Below are 21,452 nucleotides of genomic sequence, written 5' to 3'. Positions count from 1 at the left end.
TTTAATTATTAATTATATGCATAAAATTTCATATATGGGTGCATATAAATTGGATACTGCGCTTTAAATGCTTCTATTGATTGCGTTGTAATTGCAACGATTTTAAAGTCTTTATGCAATTGATACGTTGCCGCTTCTGACTGCCCTAATGTCGCGCGTGTAAGTTCTGTCATAATCGGTAACGACACATGTTCACCTTGCGCAGCGTGAATTAATGGTTTCAGTTGTCCTGCACTTATTTGATCAAAATCTTCTATTAATAAATCGCATTGCACAGCACTTGATAGCGCTTCAGTAATAATACCTTGGTGAAGCACTGTATATTCTTCTTCTTTAACGTATTGTCCATATAAATTACCAATCGTCCAATCATTTCCTGCAGTAAAAACTTTGAGTTGTGACCGTTTTAGCTGCAAATACTTAATAGCAGTTGCTATCCCATTAAAATGTTCTGGTAAGCTAAATACGTATATCATCTTCCACGGTTCTGATGGTGTATACAATTTATTTGTTTCATTCGGTAATGCTTGCTGGGTATTATTTCGTGGTTTATTTAATCCGTGTATCGGACTTAACATATCACTTGCTTGTGCTTGCTTATGTGCACTGTGCATATTTTTCTTCGCTGAGTAGCTTGCTGCTTCAATCGTTTGCTGTATAGAAGTTGAGATAGGCGGTGTTTCTTCAGATGGATTGAGGAACGCTTCATATTGTATACGAGTTATCTCAGTAATCGACTCATTCCACTTCTCATGTAAGAAATATTGCGCACGTAATTGTGGTTCACGGTCTAGTTCATAGATGGTACGTGGCGTAATGTCTTCTATATATTTTATCTTTACTGCTGTGCTGTCAGTTCTTCCTGGAATCGGTTGATTTTGTTGCATTCCTTCTATTACGCTAGCAGTTCCGTAAATACCACGTTCAGGTGCTGTCTTATAAATAATTACCTTATCCTCTGGCTGCATCTGCCCGTAATGTTTAAATCCATTTCTGTTAACACCATTAATATTACATACATAAATCGTATACGTTTCGTCGGCTTTAAAATCTATATCTTCTTTCATTAGAAAATAGCGATTAATCTTTTCTTCATTTCGACCAACGCGTAGCAACTTGTCATACTCTTCTTCAGATAATGGATTGAGCAGTTGCTCTTTCATGCCGTTAATCGTTTGTTTAAGCGCTTCATCCCGAATAAGATATTCCTTCGTAAATGGTGCAAGCTTTTCATCATATTTAAAATGGATTTTAATTTGACCACGTCTCGGCTCTTCCACTTTAAAGACAGAACCTGCTCCAAGAATCCCTATTTTATTCTGCACTTGATAGAAGATTACTTTATCTCCCGGCATAGCGCGTTTAAATGCTGTATATCCTTCATTTGGGTTAAAGTGTACTGTGGAATCGAACACTGAAACTTGTCCCATTAAATCTTCGAAGTGATTAAATCTATTGTATCCACAATTCAACCAAAAGTAGTTCACAAATATTTCCCCCTGTTTGCTCAGTTAACTTTATTATAGTAAAGATTTTATGGGTATGATAGCGTTTTATATTAAATTAATTGTTTTAAACTGATTACTGAAGTATATGCGTAAAAAAGAGCCCTTTACAGGACTCTTAATAGTTATTCTGCTTTCTTATCACTTCGTAAAAGTAGCACAATTAATCCAGCTATAAACGACAAAATAAATTTCCTGATCATCTCAACACTCCTACCAAATGTGTAATAGCCATTGCATTATTAGACTTATACAGGCCACAACAAACCATACACTTGCACCTAATAATACCGGCTTTATTCCGATTGTTCTAAATTGTCTGATACTCACCGATAACCCGATGCCTGCCATCGCAATACTGATCATAAAGGTTGATAGCATTTTTATATACGAAATTATTGCTTCAGGCAAATTAATAATTGAAGTCACTACACTTGCCAGAAAGAAATATAGAATAAACCACGGGAATACTTTTTTAATACTAAATGCTTTCTTCTCGCTTTTCTTAAGTTGTATCATTACTAGTATGAGACAGACCGGTATAATCATCAGCGCTCTAACAAGTTTAACGATTGTTGCGGTGTCCCCGGCTGTTTCAGAATAGGCATATCCAGCTGCAACGACGCTGCTCGTATCATTAATCGCTGTGCCCGCAAAATGACCGAATCCAATATCACTTAAGCCAATTGTATGTCCAATAACCGGGAAGATGAACACCGCAATAATATTAAATAGAAAGATCGTCGATAATGAAAATGCCACTTCATCTTCTTTTGCATCCACAATCGGACTTGCTGCTGCGATTGCAGAGCCACCACAAATGGCTGTCCCCACACCGATTAATGTTCTAATATTTTCTCCGATGTTCATAACTTTCCCTAACCATATGCTCGTGAGTAACGCTGCTGTTATCGTCGTTAATGTAATAGGTAATGATGATAATCCCATTTCTATCACCACTCTTAAATTAAGCGTAAATCCCATTACAATGATGGCATACTGTAATATTTTCTTGGAAGCGAATTTAATACCTGGTTGATATTTATCAGGTAGCTTTATTGCATTGCTGATGATGATGCCAAGAATAATACTAAAGATAATACCACCGATAATCGGAAACAATTGTCCGAGTAGTGTCGCAATGACTGCGATGATACTACATAAGATAACTCCATGCCTTTTCATAGCATTTGCTCCGAATAATAAATAGTCATTGTACCACGAACAATACCATCACCAATATTGGTATACACATGAGGGACATCCGCATCAAAGCGAATCGACATGTCACTTCCAATTTGATAATCTTCATTCTGTACTTTCAGATTGAGCATGCCATCATAGATCATAATATATTCTTCAGCACCGGGTTGATGGGCTTCTGCTGCGAATACCCCACCTGGCTCAATTTCAAACTGATACATTTCAAATGGGTGTCCGCTTTCAAATGGATAGAACGGGTATAAACGATATCTTCCATCATCTCCGGTCATCTCCATTAATCCTGACTTTTTCTTTATATCTACTTTTTGATTAGGAGACTTGATTAATGATGTGAAACTTATCTTCAAGCCATTCGCTATTTTCCACACCGTCGTAATTGATGGGATAGAATCTCCTCGCTCAATTTGCGAAAGCATTGTCTTTGAAACTCCTGTACGTCGCGATACATTATCTAAAGTTAACCCATTATCAGTCCGATACATCTTTAAGTTATGCGCAACAATATCATGTATTTCTTTCATCACCTTCACCTGCTTTACTTTGTTACATTCATTATAACGAACAAGTATTACTTGATAAAGCACTAGCTCATTTGAAACAGAACATACGTTTGTGTATAATAGAAACATCTTTTAAAAAATGAGGGTTTATTTTGATATTATCTGCTTTATCTTTAACAATAAATTTGAGCATGTTTCAAACAGACATGCCTAAGATTGATGCAAAATTTGATCGCGCTATTGACGGCGATACTATTTCTGTAAAAGTAAATAACAGAAAAAAGACAGTAAGATTACTACTTGTTGATACGCCTGAATCTAAAAAGCCTAACACACCAGTTCAACCGTATGCGATTGAAGCGGCACGCTTTACAGAATCTATTGTAAAAACATGTGATTTAAAGATTCAGTATGACACGAAAGGTAAGAAAGACCGTTACGGCAGAGATTTAGTTTATCTATATTGTGGCAATACGATGATTAATGAACTACTCGTTCAGCAAGGTTATGCACGTGTTGGTTATGTTTATCAGCAAAAGGATTATCTAGACAGATTGTTACAAGCCGAAAAAAAGGCGAAACAGCAAGGTTTGAAGATCTGGTCGATTAAAGGTTATGTCAATACAGACGGAGAAGGCTTTAATAGTACAGCTGAAGCACGCAAAGCTGAAACTGATATCGGTCTTCAAATACGCGAAGCACTGCATCGAATATTAGATGCTGCAATCGATGGTTTGATTAAAGGCATAAAAGATTTATTTAAATAGACATAATTAAAGAGGAGAGACAATTGTCTCTCCTCTTTAATGTATAAATTGATATCTGCTCATTTGAGATAATGTAAGTGTTCTATAGCCCACAACACCTGAAGGCGTCAAATAATTCGTTTCTGAAACCATAATAGTTCCATCTGCATTTACACGTTCAACGAATGCAACGTGACCATATGGACCATCAGTAGTTGTTGCAATTGAACCAACTGCCGGAGTGTTGTTTACTGTGTAACCATCTTTGCGCGCACCACTTGCCCAATTGTAGGCATGCCACCAATATGTTGAAATACCTTTTCCGATTGCAGCACGTTTGTTAAATACATGCCATGTACATTGACCGTAGTCATACAAATTAGCATGTGCAAATACCGGTGTTGTTGTGACTACTGGTGTTGTTACAACTTTAGCAGGTGCTTTTTGCACGTGGCTTGTCGGAATAGTAGCGGCAACTGCATTCCCACTAACGATTAATCTTTGATTTGAGTAGATGATATTTGATGAAAGATTATTCCATTGTTTAATACTCTGGATTGAAACACCGTATCGGCTGGCAATCTTCGCTAAATAATCACCACGTTGCACTATATGTACTTTTGCACCAGTTGTGCCTGAATTTGTAGATGTCGTTGTCACACGAATAGTTGTACTTCCTGCCCCTTTTACTTTTAATTTCTGATTCGGGAATATTAAATAACCAGATAAATTATTTAATTTCATAATCTGTGCTACAGATGTATTGTATTTTGCTGCAATGATCGATAAACTCTCACCCGATTGAACTACATGTATATTACCCGTGCTTGTACCATTTTGTGGACGGCTCACATTTGTCGTTGAAGTTTTCGTATTTGTTCGTGTTACTTCACCCGATACCTTTAAAGTTTGGTTAGGAAAAATCAAATTTGATGATAATTGATTTAACGACTTTAACTGATTAATCGAAGTATTATATTGGTTGGCGATAGACCATAATGAGTCACCAGGTTGTACTTTATGTTCTGCTGCTTCTGCTTGATGTGAATAAGTAGCAACCGCAGCTGATGCAGTTGTAACCGCGAAAATTAATTTCTTTTTCAAATTTTGTTCCTCCTTGACAAACTTTTTCAATAAATTTATTATTGCATATTTATAGTGCTTTCGACATTACAGTTTTCTTTCAAATGATTATTAAGTAATAAGTAATAATTTTTATTTGAAATACGAACACTTTTTGAACAAAGTTGTGTTCAATTGAATTATACCAATACTTCCAAGTGTTCGGTAATGCATTGATATAAAAATTCTTTTTATTAGTTTCGACAATTTTTATATTTCACTTAACAATTAAAGATTGGTTTGCCATTTCAATAAAACACTGATATATCAACGTTTGAAAGCGCTTTAAAACACTTAATTAATTAAATAATATATTCAGTTTTACATTGTAACATAACTGTAACAAATCGCTGTAAATTTAGAATTTTCAGTAAATTAATCATTGATATCGACAAATTTTTATTTATTTTTTACGAATAGTCTAAAATCATATAATGATTAATTATATGTTAGAATAAAATAAAAACACATACTAAAGGAATGATCAGATGAAACCGGAAGCACCTAACTATAATTTCAGAGATATAAAAGAATTGAAATTCGGTGAAGAAGTAGGCAACTCGGTATCTCATGGTGTGCCCGCTTTGCTTATCTTACTCACCCTTCCTTATTTTTCCATCAAGACATATATCGAACATGGTACAACATTTGCCTTTGGTATCAGTGTATTTTTAATCAGCATCTTTCTTATGTTCTTATCATCAGCGATTTACCATCTTATGCCTCCGAAGTCGATTCATAAATACGTGATGCGCATTATCGACCATTCTTTAATTTATATCGCTATTGCGGGGACTTATACTCCTGTGGCTTTAAGTCTAGTGGGTGGTAAGTTAGGTATCAGTATCATGATTATCGAATGGGTTATTACGATTGCAGGTATCGTTTATAAATCGACCGCAAAACATGTTAATCCTAAAATCAGTCTTGCAATCTATCTGATTATGGGATGGTTAGGTATCCTCCTATTTCCGGCGCTCGTTACTAAAGCGAGCTGGTTGTTTATTACCTTTATCGTTTTAGGTGGTGTGATGTATAGTGTTGGATCATGGTTCTATGCACAAAAACATCGTCATTACTTCCATATGATCTGGCATTTCTTTATCTTTGCCGGTGCACTTTGTCACTTCGTCGCATTACTATATTTTATCCAGTAAAATAAATCACAAATTAAAAAACGTCAGATTAATTTCTGACGTTTTTTGTATCTATAAAATATAATTTATTCTGCGATTATTTTCCCGTTTTGAATATATACTTTATATGTTTGTAATAGTTCTTTCGACTGAATATCTATCGCTTTAACTTTATAGTACTTTCCACCTAAATCTTCCTGAATATCTTTACCGTTTATCGGTTCACCACCAACAATTGCGATATCCATTTCAGAATAATAATCTTCTACCTTTTTGCGGTATTTATCGGATGCCATTTGAACAGCTTGAGGTAAACTTTTCACCTTTACTTGAGAAGCGACCGGCTGATCTTTTAACTGATAAGCTGCTTTAATTGTACAAGTAATACATCCATTGTCCGCTGCTTGAGGTAAATTACCTGCACTCACCATTGTGTTGTATACATTACGTAATTGTGTATCACTAACACCTTCACAACTTGATTGCAATCTTGTTTGAATACATGTCGTTGCATCACCTTTCGCTTGTTGTGTTGGCTGTTTTGGTTGAACCGAAGAAGTTTTCGGTGTAGCTGGAGCGTTATCTTGTACATCAAATATTGCTTTATCGTTAAAATCATATAGCTCCATTTTTTTCGTTTGTTTATTATAGTAGAAGTCAAACACTGTTATCACGCGTTTCAATTGTCCACCTGTGGCATTTGATGATAGCGTACGAGTAACAATAGCATGCGTATATCTATTTCTAACATCAATTTGATCTATGCTCTGAGCGGTAATACGATAGTTATCAAAACTTCCTGTTGGTAATTTCGCTAATATATATTCTTCAGCTTTAGAGTTAGATTTTATAAAGGGACGAATCATACTATAATTACGTTGATTAAATGCATTCGGCATTGCATTTAAATAATCGGTCATCGTTTGGTGCGTCAGCTGTTTTAAGTTCACTGCCGTTTCGTTTGTATTCGTCACTTTAGCTTTAGTAGATTTTTTTGTTTGTTTTATTTTTTTCTTTGATTGTGCTTCTTTCTTCTTATCTTTATCAGACTGCGCTTCACTTGATGGTTGCTCTGTTGTTGCTTCAGGGCTGTCTGACTTCACTTTTGATGTTTCAGTAGATTTCGTTTCTTCTTTGTTTTGTTGTGCATCATTACATGCCGCAAGCACAAAGGACAACATTACCGCAAATATTAATTTATATATACGCACGACTACACCATCCATTCAGTTATTTTCCTTTATTTTACCATAGAAGTGTATGAATACTCTAAAAAGCAATCTATCTTCGCGAAAATTTCTTTCATGCTTTCAGATATAATATTAAACCCCTACAACTATTTGTAGGGGCATCACTTATTTTAATTTTTCAACATATTCTACTTCTTTTTTATTTGTTGATAAATGAAATGCAAGAACATCCTGATACAACATGTACGGAGGGATAATTACCATATCCTTTGCTGTTTCAGCACCTGTGCTCTTATCGTCTAACTGTTTATTAAAATTGATACCAGCATTGCCGAAGATATAATATTTCTTTTGGTTAATCGTTGTATGATCTGAGAAGTCTCCCCACTTATCCTTAATCACCCGGAAACTCATTTGTTCAGAAATACCGCCAGCAAATCGATTATTATGTTATCCTCTTTATTGTATGTTATGTCAAATGAATTTGAAATATTTATTTTACAATATTATCTATATGAAATAAAATTAACTATTATTTTCACATTATGATAAATTTAATTTAAATTAATTTTATAAATCGTATAAAGTAATTAATTCATTAAGTTTTCAATATTTGTTACCCACCACTTGATTTCAATCATGCAATTTAATAGTAAATAGAAATTAATTATTATTTTTTTTTGTAATTTATTATTGTATTATTCAAACAATGAACGTGATATATTTAATTTAATATAAAGGGGGGATACATCTTGAACGCACTAAACAACTATGAAATCTTCGATCGTTTCAATCACAGATGGACATGTTCTATTTACCAGAATGACATGTATCATGAGGCCCCTACATTTATGCGTCTCCGTTGTAGAAAACTCAATTATGATCGTATTATGGAAACAAATAATGATGAATTGACATTATTACGTCTTCTACGCTATATTACCCTTTATTTGGATGAGCTACAATATATTAGTCATAATGTATATAAGTTATCAGATGTATCGCCTTTTCCAAAAGATCAGCTATTATAATTATCTATAAAAACCGTGTACAGCAATTGCTGCACACGGTTTTATTCGTGATATTTAACCTCTTCAAAATATGCATTGTTCGGATTATTTTTCTCCAGATGTTCGATTTGAAGGGTTGAGTGCTTTAAATTGTATTTATCAGCTAAAATTGTTGAGAGTTCATCGATGACCTGGTAATTCTTATCATCTGTTGAAGGTTCAACAACAACGTGCGCTGTAATTGATGGATGATCAGTTGTAATTGACCATAGATGGAATTCATGCACATCAACAACTGCCGGATGATTTTTCATCGTCTGAATAATTTCATCAGTATCTAATCCATCTGGCACACGCTCCATTAAAATCCCCCAAGTATTTTTACAAATCTTATATCCTCCACGGAAAATGATAATTGAAATGATGATACTTAAAATTGGGTCAATTAAAGTCCAGTGTGTGAAGTAGATGATGATCACTGCAACAATAACACCCACTGAGTTTAATAAATCTCCGATAAAATGCCAAAGTGCACTTTGAACATTTATATTGTCTTCACCTTTTATTGAACGGGTTAAGATGATTGTTAAGATAATATTGACGATAAGTCCGATTGTAGAGATAATCAGCATTAATTTAACATCAACTGTTTGCGGATGTAAAATACGCATAATCCCTTCGTATGTGATACCTAATGCAATGACGATAAGTGCTAAGCCGTTAAGTAATGCTGCTAATATTTCTAAACGTAAATATCCGAATGTATATTTAGCTGTTGGTGCTTTTGATGCAAAATAAATAGCAAGCATCGATAATCCTAATGCTAATACGTCACTCATCATATGCATTGAGTCAGATAGTAATGCAAGTGAGTTAGATAATATCCCCCCGACAATTTCTACAATCGTAAAGAATAATGTGATGTAAAGTGATGCCCATAGTGTGCGTTTAGAGCCTTGCTGATGTTTTAAATGTTCAACGTGATGAAAGTATGTTGGACTTTCTAATTGTTTTCTCATAAAATTTACCCCCTAGTCTTTGTTCATTATAAGCTGATGCATCGTTTTAAGCTGCCCGAGATGAAGCGTCATATGGTTGGCAGCAAATTCGATATCGTCATTCTTAATATATAGTTCGTCACGATCGCAAATCCCACCTAATAGACGTTTCGTCTGAAGTGGAAGCAATAACTTCAATGTATCAAACGAAGGAATATCTTCATCAAAGTCATCAGGGCTCGTTCCCGATTTAAAATATTTTGCTAATCCAGCAATTTCAGTATTAGCAGCGTTCGGTATTAAACGATATTCATTTTCTACAATGACATGCCCAACCATCCAGTAAATATTATTTGGCAGTCCGTCGATTGTCGTCTTCGCTTCAACTTCTGTAATCGGCTTAATCAGTTCAGTGATTTGCTGTTCGTGATGCACATATTCCTCACCTGCAGTACCACGTACGCGATCATCAACCCCTAGAACAGTTAACATATCGTTTGTCTTTTCCTGTTTCCTCCTAAATATATTAAACATTATCGTTCTCCTATGCAGTTTTTATATAGTGTATCAAGTAAAAATGTATTGTGCTACATTATTGTACTGATAACGATTATTAGTAATTAAGTATATAAAAACGAGTCCGATATCGTGTGGATATCGGACTTGTTTATTGGTGATGGTTGGACGAAATTGGTGACACTCCAATTTCGAGTTGGATTTTGTTGCTGAAATTGGTGATTCACCAATTTTGATTTTACAAGTTCGGGCTTCCCGACACATCCATGCCACCATCGTGATTAAAATACACATTTGTTTTCTTCATAATAAAAAGACTCCAATCTATTTAATAATATTCCTCATTATAAGTTGAATAAGGAACTTATTTCAATAGCATTGAAGTCTTATTGATGACAATTTGTATATTATCCGAAATAAAGTGCTGCAAATAATACAAGCAATATAAGATCAAATATATGACGGAACATATTCTCACGCCATGCGTTGCGGTCTAAACTATCCAGTAGTCCAAGTACAAGTAAAGCTGCAAATGAACATATGATTAACATATTAAAGTTCATATCAGTAATTAGTCGGATAATGATTAATATTACCACGGCAATATTTAATATGTTATACATGCGACCCCAAACTGTTGTTTCTTTAGTTCTATTCAAGTTGTTCACCTCTAAATGTTTGTTACGATACACTATAACATCAAACGCTATATCGCTCTAGTTATACGCTTATCTCCATACCAATTAATGTTTATTCAATCTCGCTACGTGTGCTACGTTTCTATTTTTACCACGTTTTTTCGTTTTTCTTTTTACTTGTACTGGTTTCTTCTTTTTCACTGTTTGTACTGGTGCCTGTGGTTGAACCTGAGATTGTCCTTGTTCAATTTGTACTTTACTTTCTACTTCATTGCGCGTGTGTCCATTTAGCATCCATAATCTTGCTGTATTTAATGCGGCTGCAATAAGTTCAGTCAACTTTTCACGATCATCAAACTTAACGAAACCATTCTTCTCTACGTTATCAATATGTAATAGAATTTGTTCCGGTGTTTCGTTGGCACGTAATCCGAACAAGATTGTATTAATAATTAATTTCCCTGTGTCTGTTCCCTGGAAATCTTCAGTGATTCCTGCTTCGATATATTCAACTAAATTCTTAATGTCTTGCGTCGGCTCAATATAGAAATGTTCTGTATATAATTTATAATCTTCATATTTAGGAATAAAGTATTCTTTTTGTTCGGTTAAAAATTTTAAATCGATATCAATATTGCTAAGCTCTTTATGTTTAACACTGCCATCTTTAATCAGCGCTTCGTACTCAGGCATCACTGTAATAAGCTCTTCACGGATTTCATCTTCAGTCATTTGTACATTGAAATACTTTTCTTTTAACACTGCTAAATGTTTCAACGTTACAAAGCCATATAAATTTAATGCGCTACGATAGAAATGAATCTTATCAATTTCTTCTTTAAATGCTGGATGTGCTTGAATATACGCATTAAAATGCGCTTTTACATCTTGAGGAATGAACAATAGCTCAGTGTCATCTGCATAAAATAAGAAAACTTCATCCGGTATATCATGATGATATACTATGTAGTTCTTTTCTTGTGCTGTGATATCATCTAACACGACTTTAAAGTTACTATCATATGTTTCCAGCATCTTACCTAGCATTTGATCATCTTCAAAATAAGCTTCGGTAATTAAGCTGATCAAATCTTCTTTATTTTTAGAAGAGTAACCTTTAATACCCAGGTTGCGACATATATTTTTTAACGCTTCTTTAGATAGCGCTGATAAATACATATCAAGTGTATTGTCATTAAATTTTTCAGCTACTAATTTCTTTTTTTCTTCCTGTGCTGCGATGTCGATATTTAACTCGTTTGTCATAGTAAGTCCCCCACGGTTCTATAAGTTGTTGCTATCCTTTTTAAAAGCATTTATTTTTATTAATATTTATTCTATTTTACCAATGATTAAGTAAAAATTAAACTTTCTAATTTAACATAAACATACATTTTAGAAACTAAACAAAAGTTGTATGAAAGCATTCAAGGTATCGCACCAGAGAAAACCATCTTCTTAACAAATTCTTCAACGATGATGCCAAGCGATTTTCGTGATTTTACAGATCGCCAGATCGCTTTTTAGCGTTGCACTTCGCTAATTATATCTGGCAAAATAATATTGCGGAAGTAATGAGCCACGATACAACAGATCCAAAATACAATCAAATTGTAAAGAACAACCTGGCTATATATTAAATTCTTTACTTGTGCCATTATTACATTCAGCTGAAACGGTTGATAGAGCCTGGATGATTGGGACAGGAGAGGAGTTCTATACATATCCAAACCCTAGCTATAAAGCACCAGACTTTCTAAAAGGATAATATTTTCACAGCCGAACATTGTGTTCGGCTTTTTTTGTAACTTTTCTCACACCGCATGTTCTTAAAACCAGATAGCTTCGTTGTAAATATGACATCTTTTCAAATTCACTACTATTTTGTACACAAATGCTATATATAGTATTAATATTTAATTGCAAACACAATATATAGTAGGTGATAAAATGTTAACAGAAACAACTGATTTGAAGGATAGCTTAGAACGTTTAATAAATAGACACCCGGAAGTCGTTCATGAGAATGCAAACAAGGATGCGAATGTCTTTAATACACTGCGTGATTTAACAGCCGGTACTGTTGCTAAATCACTCGGCCTTGATATGCTACCGAAACATGTTAAACATGCTCACTTGAACGGAGATATTCATTTCCACGATTTAGATTATCATCCTTATATGCCGATGACGAACTGCTGTTTAATTGATATTCCAAATATGCTGGCTCATGGTTTTAAGATAGGTAACGCAAAAGTTGAATCACCAAAATCGATTCAAACTGCTGCAGCTCAGATTGCACAAATTATCGCTAACGTCGCCAGCAGTCAATATGGAGGATGCTCAGTAGATCGTATCGATGAAGTGCTAAGTCCTTATGCTGTCTTAAATGCAGAAAAACATCGTCAAACTGCAATAAAGTATGTCCAGCAAGATAAACAGGAACAATATATCCAGCAAATGACCGAAAAAGATATCGGTGATGCCATCCAGTCGCTTGAATATGAAATTAATACACTATATACAAGTAACGGGCAAACACCGTTTGTAACTTTCGGCTTTGGATTAGGAACGGATGAGTACAGTGTTATGATTCAACGTGCAATATTAAAAACGCGTATTGCAGGGCTTGGTGCTGATCAAACGACTGCAATATTTCCAAAGCTTGTCTTCAGTTTAAAAGACGGAGTGAATTTAAAACAGACTGATCCAAATTATGCGATAAAACTATTGGCTATCGAATGCGCTACAAAACGCATGTATCCTGATGTATTAAATTATCAGGCGTTAACAGAAATGATTGGAGATTTCAAAGCACCGATGGGTTGTCGAAGTTTCCTGAATGCTTATCAGGAAGATGGACAGTTTATCAACAATGGTCGTTTCAATCTAGGTGTCGTAACGCTTAACTTACCTCGGATTGCATTACTAAGTAATAACCCGGATACATTTATGACCATGTTACATCAAAGATTGGATATTGTACGTGATGCTTGTCTTTTTAGAATTAATCGATTAATAGATGCGCTCCCACAAAATGCCCCTATACTTTATCAATATGGTGCGTTCGGTAAAAGACTACATGCCGACGAAGACATATCAGCATTGTTTAAAAATCGTCGTAGCACCATCAGTATCGGCTATATCGGATTATACGAAGTTGGCGCACATTTATTTGAGAAAGACTGGGAACATCATAAAGATGCTTCTGACTTTATATTAAATATATTAAAGACGATAAAATCATATGCTGATGACTTAACTAATCAATATGATATTCAGTTCAGTGTATATGGCACACCAAGTGAATCTTTAACGGACCGCTTCTGTACGCTCGATTTTAAACGCTTTGGACCTGTGGTAAACGTGACCGATAAAGGATATTATACAAATTCATTTCATTATGATATACGCAAAAATATAACACCTTTCGAAAAAATTGATTTTGAAAAAGACTTCGCGCGTTATTCAACAGGCGGATTTATTCATTATTGTGAATACCCGCCGATTATCCATAACCCCGAAGCGTTAGAAGCGGTATGGGACTATGCTTATTCACGTGTCGGTTATCTCGGTACGAATACACCGATTGATCAATGTTTTGAATGTGGTTATTCAGGTGAATTTCAACCGACGGCTACAGGACATGTCTGTCCTGAGTGTGGAAACAATAATCCTGAAACGACAGATGTGGTCAAACGTACTTGCGGTTATCTCGGCCAGCCTTTAAAACGTCCGATGGTAAAAGGACGTCAAATTGAAATTGCCACGCGTGTCAAACATATGTCGACAAGAGATGATTTATTATGACGTATGAAGGCATGGGATATGTTGCTAAAATAATGAATTGTGTCGTTACAGACGGTACAGGTATGCGTGTGTCTGTCTATGTATCCGGCTGTCACTTTCATTGTCCAGCGTGTTTCAATGCAAGTATCTGGTCATTTAATAATGGAGAACGCATCACAGAACAGAAAATCGAGGAGATATTAACCTTGCTGGATAAAGATTATATAAGCGGACTTTCTCTACTTGGTGGGGAACCGTTAGATAATTTAGCTGTTATTCAACCACTTATTTCAGCATTCAGAAAGAAATTCGGTGATAGAAAAGATATATGGATGTGGTCAGGATATATGATCGAGTATATTAATAATACGCCAGTGCTGGCTGAAGTATTAAATGATATCGATGTACTTGTTGACGGTCCATATGTCCACAGCCTATCTCAGCCAAACTTAAAGTTTCGCGGGTCACTTAATCAACGTATCCATTATTTAAATAAATGTAATTAATATCATTTTATGGGAGTTTAACCAATGGATAAATATCAAATTAAAGCACTTGCACTTTCTGTATTAACTGCATCACAATTCGTTCTACCTACAGCTGTACTTGATCATCAAATACCCGAAGCACAAGACGGCGTCGCGAACTTAAAATCAATCGGTGACGTACTCGTTCATGGTCATGTGGCACGTCATGCACAGACGGCAAATGGTTATGACTTTAATCCAGTATTTGAAGCGGTTAAAATGAAGGTGATTATAACGCTGGCGGCTACAAAATTGTACCTTTAATGCAATCATCACTTGATAACGGTACGAAACAAACACAGTTTAATTTTATTAATGATTTAATGACAACGTATCCTTCAAAAGTGAAAGTTGTGGAGAATTTATCACATTAAAGTAAAAAATACCTTGTGTTTTACATTAAAAGTATTATAATAACCTTCTACACATAGAAAGAAGGATGAACATGTCACTATCAGTTGAAGAACGTAAAGTTACAAGCACAGAATTATACGCTCACTTAAACGATGCGACGTTATCTATTGCAACAATCGCAGAACATTTTAATTTAACATCTCAGGATATTACAGCAATTTTAAATATCGATAATTCGCAAATGTCTACAATACTTCCAACGAATGAATTTATTCACCTCGTTTGGGATGTTAGAGATTTTATCAACGATGAACTTCGTACACACGGAATTACGCCGAAAGAATATAGTTATTTAAAAGGTATGAAAACCGATTATTGGTTTTTACGATAATAGAAAGGAGAGACAAGCTTAAGCTTATCTCTCCTCTTTTATTTATAACACAATATGCATTATTTTCTACGTGCAGAAATAATAAGCATCATCGGCCTTCTCAGTTCATCTTTCATCTCAGGCACTCCATCTAATAGTTTTTCACTTGGCTCAGGTTCAGAGATGCCCTTAATCACGAAATCATTATCAATCAGCACACTTAAGTAATGTGAAAGTGTTCGATGATATTTCCTTACTTCTTCCCCAAGAAACTGCGTTTCACGTTCGCCTTCTTTATAATAGTTGTCTACCGGCCAGAACAATTTATTACCAGCCTCATCATAGATCCAGTCCTGACTACCTTCAGCTGTAAATACAGGATGTTCTACACTAAAGATAAATGTACCGTTAATCGTTAATACTTTCTTAACCTGCTCAACAACATCTTTAAATGACGGCAAATAATGTATCGCTAATGAGCTCATTACTACTTCAAATTCATGTGGTTCAAAGTCTAATTCATCCATCGACTGATTAATAAAAGTAATCTTATCTGCATCCGGCTGTGCCTGGGCACGCTCTAACATCTTTTCCGAAATATCGATTCCGACAACTTTCTCTGCGCCTTGTTCTACAGCATACTGGCAATGCCATCCGTAACCACAACCTAAGTCTAGCACAGCAGCACCATTTAACTCGGGAAGCATTTCTTTAAAGCTCTCCCATTCTCCTGCTGCTTCTAAACCTTTCTTTGAGCGTTCCATCTCACTATATTTATCGAACAATGACCGATTATCATACATATTATTGTCCATAGGCACTCCTTTAAGTATCTTATTAGCATTTACTTTATCAAAATTATAATAGATTATAAAGTTTTTTGAGTAATCTTTCAAAAAAGAACAAACAATAAAATCATAATGATTTTCACTGTTTGTTCATCACATTTGTGTAATAAGTATCTTTATTTCAATGGTGCACACTTCTTAACTTCCAGTGAATCACTTAGCGGTAACGCTTCACTACCGTTTGCTGTATAAACGACAATCTCTAGAGATGACGACTCACTCGTTGGTGGTTCGTTTGTAGCATCTGGTTCAAACATTGCTTCCTTTTGTACGTTATCCTCAATAGATTGTACACCATAATATTATCAGTACTCACATATTTTAACATAACGCTATCAGATTGTAACTCGTTTTAAAGGAACAATTTAACCTCTTTTACAAAATCATCGTATTGTTCATATAACAACCCATGGCCACTATTTTCATAAATTGACAATTTGCTGGCAGGTAATAGTGCAGCGAGCGCTTCAGCTTCTTCAACCGGTACTAACTCATCATATCTACCGCTCATCACGAGCGTCTTTACTTCAATCACATCAAGCTTTTGAGGGTTATAATCAACAGTAGAGAGGATGACCGCATCCTCTTCTTGTTTAGTCATACCACTTTGTGTATCTTTCATCTTCTTATAATATTTTTTTACAGTTTTAGCATCTTTAAACATATAGTCATCCAGCATAGCGTTACGTTCTTTGCGTGACATCGTTCTTAGTATACTCGCATATTGATTATGAAATTCACGCTCAGCTTCATAGTAACTTCTAATCCCAGTACTGATTAATATTAATTTTTTTACATACTTTGGATATTTAGAAGCAATCGTTGCTGCTACAGAACCACCGAGTCCAAATCCTAAAAAGTGTGCTTCTTTAATATATAAAAGATCCAGAACAGTCAATACATCTTCTACATAATCATCCATCTGAATTTCTAACGGTTTATCACTAAATCCGTGGCCACGCAGATCTATTTTAATAATTTGAAAGTTTTTCATAAATACCGTATCGAAATCATCAAACATCGTTGTATTCATAAATTGGCCATGTAGCATCACCAGAGGATACCCTTTTCCAATCAGTTCATAATGAATCGCGATATCATTATTCGTCAATGCCAGTTCCATTCTCTATCCCTCTAGTCTCTCTTGATTTTTGCAAATTCTAATACATCTGAAGCTTCGTCGTATCCATAATCATTAACGTACTCTACGACTTTAATCGAACAATTCTCTTTAATCGTTACGTCATCTGCCCGTAGTAGATCACAAACTACATTTTCTACACTTGCTTTTACCGCATCGATTTCACGTACTGTAAGTACTGATGATTCATCTTTAAAGATGAGCTTTTCTCGTTCGGCTTTCACCGTAAGTTCGTCGCATATAATATAACGAATATTACTTACTTCAGCTACAATAATTGTAACGTTTTCTGCATTCAGCTCTTCATCCAGACGCAATGATCCATTAGACTGAAATGTTATGGCTTTTACTGGTCCCATTCCAATAAATGAACCTTTATTTTGAATATCATCCACTTTTATACCACGCTTTAAATCAAGCGTTCCTTTATTATCGATTGTGCCGATAACCGCTTCATCTTCTACAGCAATATAGCCATCTTCACCAATTACAAGCTCATTCGTTTCAAGCGTACCTTCAACAACTAATTCACCATACACTTTCAAATAAGGTACATTTAATTTACCTTCAATTTTTAATACACTTTCTTTCTCAACGATTAATTCATTGGCCTCAACACTTGAATTAACTACTGAATTCCCTTCAACATTGATTGTCTCGAATATACCGCCTGCAACTGTTTCATCTTTCCATACGACATTCATCTATATCGTCTCCTCACCTATAATATTAAATAATTTTGATAAATCCTCTATTTGATAGTCCATCATTGTTTCACTCGGTGCTTTAAAATAATGATTATCTTTAAATACTGTCTTCATCCCTAAACGGTGCGCCGCTTCGATATCATTTACCGGATGGTCACCGACAAAAATACATTCCTCTGGTTTAACACCCAGCTTATCGCACATCATCATAAATATTTCCGGCTCTGGTTTTCTGTAACCTACTGCCTCTGAAATTAACGTTTCTAAAACATATTTCTCTATACCCAAAATATCGATAATATAACTTTGGTGTGATACCTTACCATTTGTAATAATACCTATTTTTAATCCTCTATTTTGAATTCTCGAAATAATATCTTTTACATCTGGATAACCTGTAGCAAACTTCGGATAATTTAAATCATAATCTAGCAGTAAATCCTTCTTTTCGATGTAATGAATATCAAGTTGATTAAGCAAAGCTTTATATACACGCTCTTTTTTCACATAACCATGTTCATCGTATGCTATAAAATAATTGATATAGTCATTTTTCTGTACATGCGTAAAATACGCTCTATATCTTTCAAACTGATCTTCTAAAAATAAGCGTAACGAACGTTCTCGATCAAGTAATGTTCCGTCAAGATCAAATATGATTGCTCTTTCCATGAAACCCCCTCCAGTTAACAATAGTATAGCCTATCTGTTAAAATTAAATCGACTAAAATGACGAGGTGACTTATGGACTGGCATAAAAGACAAATCATCAATACGACTGATTACCGTGTATTTCAAGTCAATACGACAGAATTTACTTATCAGGCACAAAGTGCTGAATTTTATCAAATCGCAGCTCCAAATTGGGTAAATATTATCGCAATACATAACGATTGTATCGTTATGATCAGGCAATTTCGTATCGGCATCGAAGATTACGTACTCGAATTACCTGGCGGCATTGTGGATAGAGACGAACCTCCATTAATTGCTGGTCGAAGAGAACTCAGTGAGGAGACAGGATATATCGGCGAGGCGCAAGTGATTGGCGTTATGCACCCGAATCCAGCTTTATTTACGAATCAATTAACGACCGTATTAGTGTCCAACAGCACACAAAGAGACACTATTTCCCGAGAAATGTTTGAAGATATCAAAGTCGTGCTCGTGCCAATTAAAGATTTAAAAACAAAAATAGCGCATGGCGAAATCACCAATGCGCTTACTTTAGCGAGCTTAATGCAATATTTCAGTTTATAGTATTTCTGTTTTGTTTCATAATAATCCATAGTAATAGCGGCATACCCATTAAACACATCATAATTGATACAGGAATCTGTACTGGATAAAGCATTTCTCTACCCAGAAAGTCTCCCGTTAAGACGAGTAATACTGCAAGAAGTATTGTCAGATTCAGCTTCGCATGATGATTCCCTTTAAAATTCAGTTTTACAAATGGCGGGATAATCATACCTACAAATCCGATAATACCTGTCATACTAATGAGTACAGCACACATAATACTCGTCGTAATAAGCAAAATATAGATGATTGTATTCGTTCGTAAACCAAGTGCAATCGCTCGGTCTTGTCCTAAACCGAGTATTTCAATTTGCTGCTGCAAAAAATAAATAATCATCATGCCAACAATAGTTAATGGTAATAAAATCATAATATCTTTAAAACTTACCGAGTTTATCGAGCCAAACAAATAATTCATGATGTTTGATGATTTCTCCGGAAACATCAGCACTAACACATATACGAGACTAGAAAAGAAGAAGTTAATCAACATACCGATTAGTATCATCCATGTCGTCTGTGAATTAAATTTATGATTTAAGCTTGCTAGAATTACTATCATGAGCGTAATCATACTGAATATAATACTAAACATCGCAGTCATCGTAATGCTTAAACCCAGTACGATGGAAAGTGCACTCCCAAAACTTGCACCGCTTGCAAGTCCTAACGAAAAACTATCCGCAAGATAGTTATTTAATACGGTCTGAAACACATAACCAGTAATAGAAAGAATGATACCGACGAGCATACCCGTAATAATTCTCGGCAGTCTAATCTCCAGTAAAATTGTCTTACCCATTGAATCCGTTACGTCCAGCCATCCAAAGTCATCGTAAAAGAGCGATAGCAATGTCACGATAAGAATAAGTGTTAATACGATAATGTTATTTTTCATTTGCGATAGCTTGTGCAATGGTTTCCATACCTTGTGCAATTCTTGGTCCGGGACGTGATACAGTATCCGGATCAACTGCATAGATTTGATTTTGTTTTACGGCTTCAACATGCTTAAATCCATTCCTTGATTTTACTTCTTTAATTAAAGCTTTTTTTGACAGCCCGCTCGTAGAAATAATGATGTCCGGATTTTTCTTAACGATTGCTTCCGTACTCACTGCCTGGTAACCTTCTATACCACTAAATATATTGACTGCACCCAGCTGTTTCAGTAAATCGTTCATCAATGTATGATTTCCACCTGTATAAATGTCGGGGTGTGATGAAATTTCAAGAAATACTTTTTTACCCTGGACATCCTTTTTGTAATTAATCGCAGTCTCTTGAATTTGACGTTTAATATCTTTTATCATCGCTTTACCTTCTGCTTCTTTATGTGTGACAGAAGCAATTTGTTCTATGCTTTTATATAGCGAATCAAATGAATTAGCATCTTGAACGACGACTACTTTGATGCCTTTAGATTTCAACTTTTGTAACGTCTTCTCCTGTGCTTTTTCCATCGATTGATGTGCAAAGACAATTGTAGGTTTCGCTTTTAATATCGCTTCATAATCAAGCTTCATCCCATCAAACTTTTCTTTATCTTTCACTTGTTTAGGATAATCATCAACTGTGGAAACTCCGATAATCTCTTTATAAACACCTAAATCATAAAGAATTTCAGTATTGCTCGGTATTAGTGAAATAATACGTTCTTGTGTGTCAGACTGCTGTACCTTGTCTGTTGTATTGCAGCCTGAAACAATGAAAAGTATAGTCATTAAGAGTATAAATAACGTTTTCTTCATAAATCCTCCATCAATTCAATTTTGTATAATTATACCATATGCAATATCTTTCTTACAAAATACTAAAAGAGTAACGTT

Annotated in this window: 26 protein-coding genes; 9 read left to right on the top strand and 17 right to left on the bottom strand. The window is 35.0% G+C overall.

Annotated features, from left to right (window positions below):
• Positions 1 to 8: 8 nt before the first annotated feature.
• The 3 genes from BHX94_RS11325 to BHX94_RS11315 form a co-directional block, all read right to left on the bottom strand.
• Positions 9 to 1,487, bottom strand: a complete 1,479-nt coding sequence (locus BHX94_RS11325) for an EVE domain-containing protein (protein WP_111746761.1) — start codon at positions 1,485 to 1,487, stop codon at positions 9 to 11.
• A 231-nt stretch (positions 1,488 to 1,718) separates the two neighbouring features.
• On the bottom strand, positions 1,719 to 2,690 hold the full coding sequence (locus BHX94_RS11320; RefSeq protein ID WP_111746759.1) for a YeiH family protein: 972 nt from the start codon (positions 2,688 to 2,690) through the stop codon (positions 1,719 to 1,721).
• Positions 2,687 to 3,358, bottom strand: coding sequence for a helix-turn-helix domain-containing protein (locus tag BHX94_RS11315; RefSeq protein ID WP_242446696.1), 672 nt, complete (start codon positions 3,356 to 3,358; stop codon positions 2,687 to 2,689). Before BHX94_RS11315 ends, BHX94_RS11320 begins: the two co-directional genes overlap by 4 nt.
• Before the next feature lie 77 nt (positions 3,359 to 3,435).
• On the opposite strand from BHX94_RS11315, the gene BHX94_RS11310 reads away from it, so the two are divergent.
• Positions 3,436 to 3,996, top strand: a complete 561-nt coding sequence (locus tag BHX94_RS11310; RefSeq protein WP_170120835.1) for a thermonuclease family protein — start codon at positions 3,436 to 3,438, stop codon at positions 3,994 to 3,996.
• A 36-nt stretch (positions 3,997 to 4,032) separates the two neighbouring features.
• On the opposite strand, the gene BHX94_RS11305 is transcribed toward BHX94_RS11310, so the two are convergent.
• On the bottom strand, positions 4,033 to 5,079 hold the full coding sequence (locus BHX94_RS11305) for a LysM peptidoglycan-binding domain-containing protein (RefSeq protein ID WP_111746753.1): 1,047 nt from the start codon (positions 5,077 to 5,079) through the stop codon (positions 4,033 to 4,035).
• Positions 5,080 to 5,585: 506 nt separating this feature from the next.
• On the opposite strand from BHX94_RS11305, the gene trhA reads away from it, so the two are divergent.
• On the top strand, positions 5,586 to 6,254 hold the full coding sequence (gene trhA / locus BHX94_RS11300) for a PAQR family membrane homeostasis protein TrhA (protein ID WP_111746752.1): 669 nt from the start codon (positions 5,586 to 5,588) through the stop codon (positions 6,252 to 6,254).
• A gap of 65 nt (positions 6,255 to 6,319) precedes the next feature.
• Here the strand turns inward: trhA and BHX94_RS11295 are convergent, their stop codons facing one another.
• Entirely contained in the window at positions 6,320 to 7,459 is a 1,140-nt protein-coding gene (locus tag BHX94_RS11295) for a TcaA NTF2-like domain-containing protein (protein ID WP_111746750.1), read from the bottom strand.
• Between the two features lie 129 nt (positions 7,460 to 7,588).
• The gene (locus BHX94_RS11290; RefSeq protein WP_111746748.1) at positions 7,589 to 7,825 is read right to left on the bottom strand and encodes a hypothetical protein; all 237 of its coding nucleotides are present in this window, start codon (positions 7,823 to 7,825) and stop codon (positions 7,589 to 7,591) included.
• A 350-nt stretch (positions 7,826 to 8,175) separates the two neighbouring features.
• Here BHX94_RS11290 and BHX94_RS11285 point away from each other — a divergent pair, with 350 nt between their 5' ends.
• Complete coding sequence (locus BHX94_RS11285) at positions 8,176 to 8,454, top strand: hypothetical protein (protein WP_111746746.1); 279 nt, start codon at positions 8,176 to 8,178, stop codon at positions 8,452 to 8,454.
• A gap of 41 nt (positions 8,455 to 8,495) precedes the next feature.
• Here BHX94_RS11285 and BHX94_RS11280 read toward each other — a convergent pair whose 3' ends face one another.
• The 4 genes from BHX94_RS11280 to BHX94_RS11265 form a co-directional block, all read right to left on the bottom strand.
• A complete protein-coding gene (locus tag BHX94_RS11280; protein ID WP_111746744.1) occupies positions 8,496 to 9,452 on the bottom strand; it encodes a cation diffusion facilitator family transporter in 957 nt (318 codons plus the stop codon).
• Between the two features lie 12 nt (positions 9,453 to 9,464).
• Positions 9,465 to 9,965, bottom strand: a complete 501-nt coding sequence (locus BHX94_RS11275) for a hypothetical protein (protein ID WP_111746742.1) — start codon at positions 9,963 to 9,965, stop codon at positions 9,465 to 9,467.
• A gap of 389 nt (positions 9,966 to 10,354) precedes the next feature.
• Positions 10,355 to 10,606 carry a hypothetical protein gene (locus tag BHX94_RS11270; RefSeq protein WP_111746740.1) on the bottom strand — a complete coding sequence of 84 codons (252 nt, stop codon included), beginning with the start codon at positions 10,604 to 10,606 and terminating at the stop codon, positions 10,355 to 10,357.
• A gap of 84 nt (positions 10,607 to 10,690) precedes the next feature.
• Positions 10,691 to 11,851, bottom strand: a complete 1,161-nt coding sequence (locus tag BHX94_RS11265; protein ID WP_111746738.1) for a Rho termination factor N-terminal domain-containing protein — start codon at positions 11,849 to 11,851, stop codon at positions 10,691 to 10,693.
• A 147-nt stretch (positions 11,852 to 11,998) separates the two neighbouring features.
• On the opposite strand from BHX94_RS11265, the gene BHX94_RS13220 reads away from it, so the two are divergent.
• From BHX94_RS13220 to BHX94_RS11240, 5 genes are all read left to right on the top strand, one after another.
• Positions 11,999 to 12,112 (top strand): hypothetical protein, encoded by a 114-nt coding sequence (locus BHX94_RS13220; protein WP_379875399.1) that lies wholly within the window; start codon positions 11,999 to 12,001, stop codon positions 12,110 to 12,112.
• A gap of 423 nt (positions 12,113 to 12,535) precedes the next feature.
• Positions 12,536 to 14,395, top strand: coding sequence for an anaerobic ribonucleoside-triphosphate reductase (nrdD, locus tag BHX94_RS11255; protein ID WP_111746736.1), 1,860 nt, complete (start codon positions 12,536 to 12,538; stop codon positions 14,393 to 14,395).
• Complete coding sequence (gene nrdG / locus BHX94_RS11250; RefSeq protein WP_111746735.1) at positions 14,392 to 14,880, top strand: anaerobic ribonucleoside-triphosphate reductase activating protein; 489 nt, start codon at positions 14,392 to 14,394, stop codon at positions 14,878 to 14,880. Before nrdD ends, nrdG begins: the two co-directional genes overlap by 4 nt.
• A gap of 24 nt (positions 14,881 to 14,904) precedes the next feature.
• Positions 14,905 to 15,165, top strand: coding sequence for a hypothetical protein (locus tag BHX94_RS11245; RefSeq protein ID WP_111746733.1), 261 nt, complete (start codon positions 14,905 to 14,907; stop codon positions 15,163 to 15,165).
• Positions 15,166 to 15,346: 181 nt separating this feature from the next.
• Entirely contained in the window at positions 15,347 to 15,646 is a 300-nt protein-coding gene (locus BHX94_RS11240; RefSeq protein WP_111746731.1) for a DUF2316 family protein, read from the top strand.
• Positions 15,647 to 15,705: 59 nt separating this feature from the next.
• Here BHX94_RS11240 and BHX94_RS11235 read toward each other — a convergent pair whose 3' ends face one another.
• The 5 genes from BHX94_RS11235 to BHX94_RS11220 all read right to left on the bottom strand — a co-directional run bounded on the left by BHX94_RS11235 (position 15,706) and on the right by BHX94_RS11220 (position 18,993).
• Complete coding sequence (locus BHX94_RS11235) at positions 15,706 to 16,440, bottom strand: class I SAM-dependent methyltransferase (RefSeq protein ID WP_111746729.1); 735 nt, start codon at positions 16,438 to 16,440, stop codon at positions 15,706 to 15,708.
• Between the two features lie 149 nt (positions 16,441 to 16,589).
• Positions 16,590 to 16,730 carry a hypothetical protein gene (locus BHX94_RS12910; protein ID WP_170120834.1) on the bottom strand — a complete coding sequence of 47 codons (141 nt, stop codon included), beginning with the start codon at positions 16,728 to 16,730 and terminating at the stop codon, positions 16,590 to 16,592.
• Positions 16,731 to 16,825: 95 nt separating this feature from the next.
• On the bottom strand, positions 16,826 to 17,596 hold the full coding sequence (locus BHX94_RS11230; RefSeq protein ID WP_111746727.1) for an alpha/beta fold hydrolase: 771 nt from the start codon (positions 17,594 to 17,596) through the stop codon (positions 16,826 to 16,828).
• 11 nt (positions 17,597 to 17,607) lie between these two features.
• Positions 17,608 to 18,318, bottom strand: a complete 711-nt coding sequence (locus tag BHX94_RS11225) for a hypothetical protein (RefSeq protein ID WP_111746725.1) — start codon at positions 18,316 to 18,318, stop codon at positions 17,608 to 17,610.
• Positions 18,319 to 18,993: an HAD family hydrolase gene (locus BHX94_RS11220; protein WP_111746724.1), complete on the bottom strand. Its 675-nt coding sequence runs from the start codon at positions 18,991 to 18,993 to the stop codon at positions 18,319 to 18,321.
• Between the two features lie 72 nt (positions 18,994 to 19,065).
• On the opposite strand from BHX94_RS11220, the gene BHX94_RS11215 reads away from it, so the two are divergent.
• Entirely contained in the window at positions 19,066 to 19,581 is a 516-nt protein-coding gene (locus tag BHX94_RS11215) for an NUDIX hydrolase (RefSeq protein ID WP_111746722.1), read from the top strand.
• Here the strand turns inward: BHX94_RS11215 and BHX94_RS11210 are convergent.
• Together BHX94_RS11210 and BHX94_RS11205 are read right to left on the bottom strand one after the other, a co-directional pair.
• Positions 19,571 to 20,521 carry a FecCD family ABC transporter permease gene (locus BHX94_RS11210; protein ID WP_170120833.1) on the bottom strand — a complete coding sequence of 317 codons (951 nt, stop codon included), beginning with the start codon at positions 20,519 to 20,521 and terminating at the stop codon, positions 19,571 to 19,573. The genes BHX94_RS11215 and BHX94_RS11210 overlap by 11 nt on opposite strands.
• Positions 20,511 to 21,374, bottom strand: a complete 864-nt coding sequence (locus BHX94_RS11205; protein ID WP_111746718.1) for a heme/hemin ABC transporter substrate-binding protein — start codon at positions 21,372 to 21,374, stop codon at positions 20,511 to 20,513. The genes BHX94_RS11210 and BHX94_RS11205 overlap by 11 nt, the downstream gene beginning before the upstream one ends.
• Between the last annotated feature and the right edge of the window lie 78 nt (positions 21,375 to 21,452).

This window comes from Macrococcoides bohemicum, from assembly GCF_003259675.1.
Lineage (GTDB): Bacteria > Bacillota > Bacilli > Staphylococcales > Staphylococcaceae > Macrococcoides > Macrococcoides bohemicum.
This window is presented reverse-complemented; position numbering and strand designations above follow the sequence as displayed.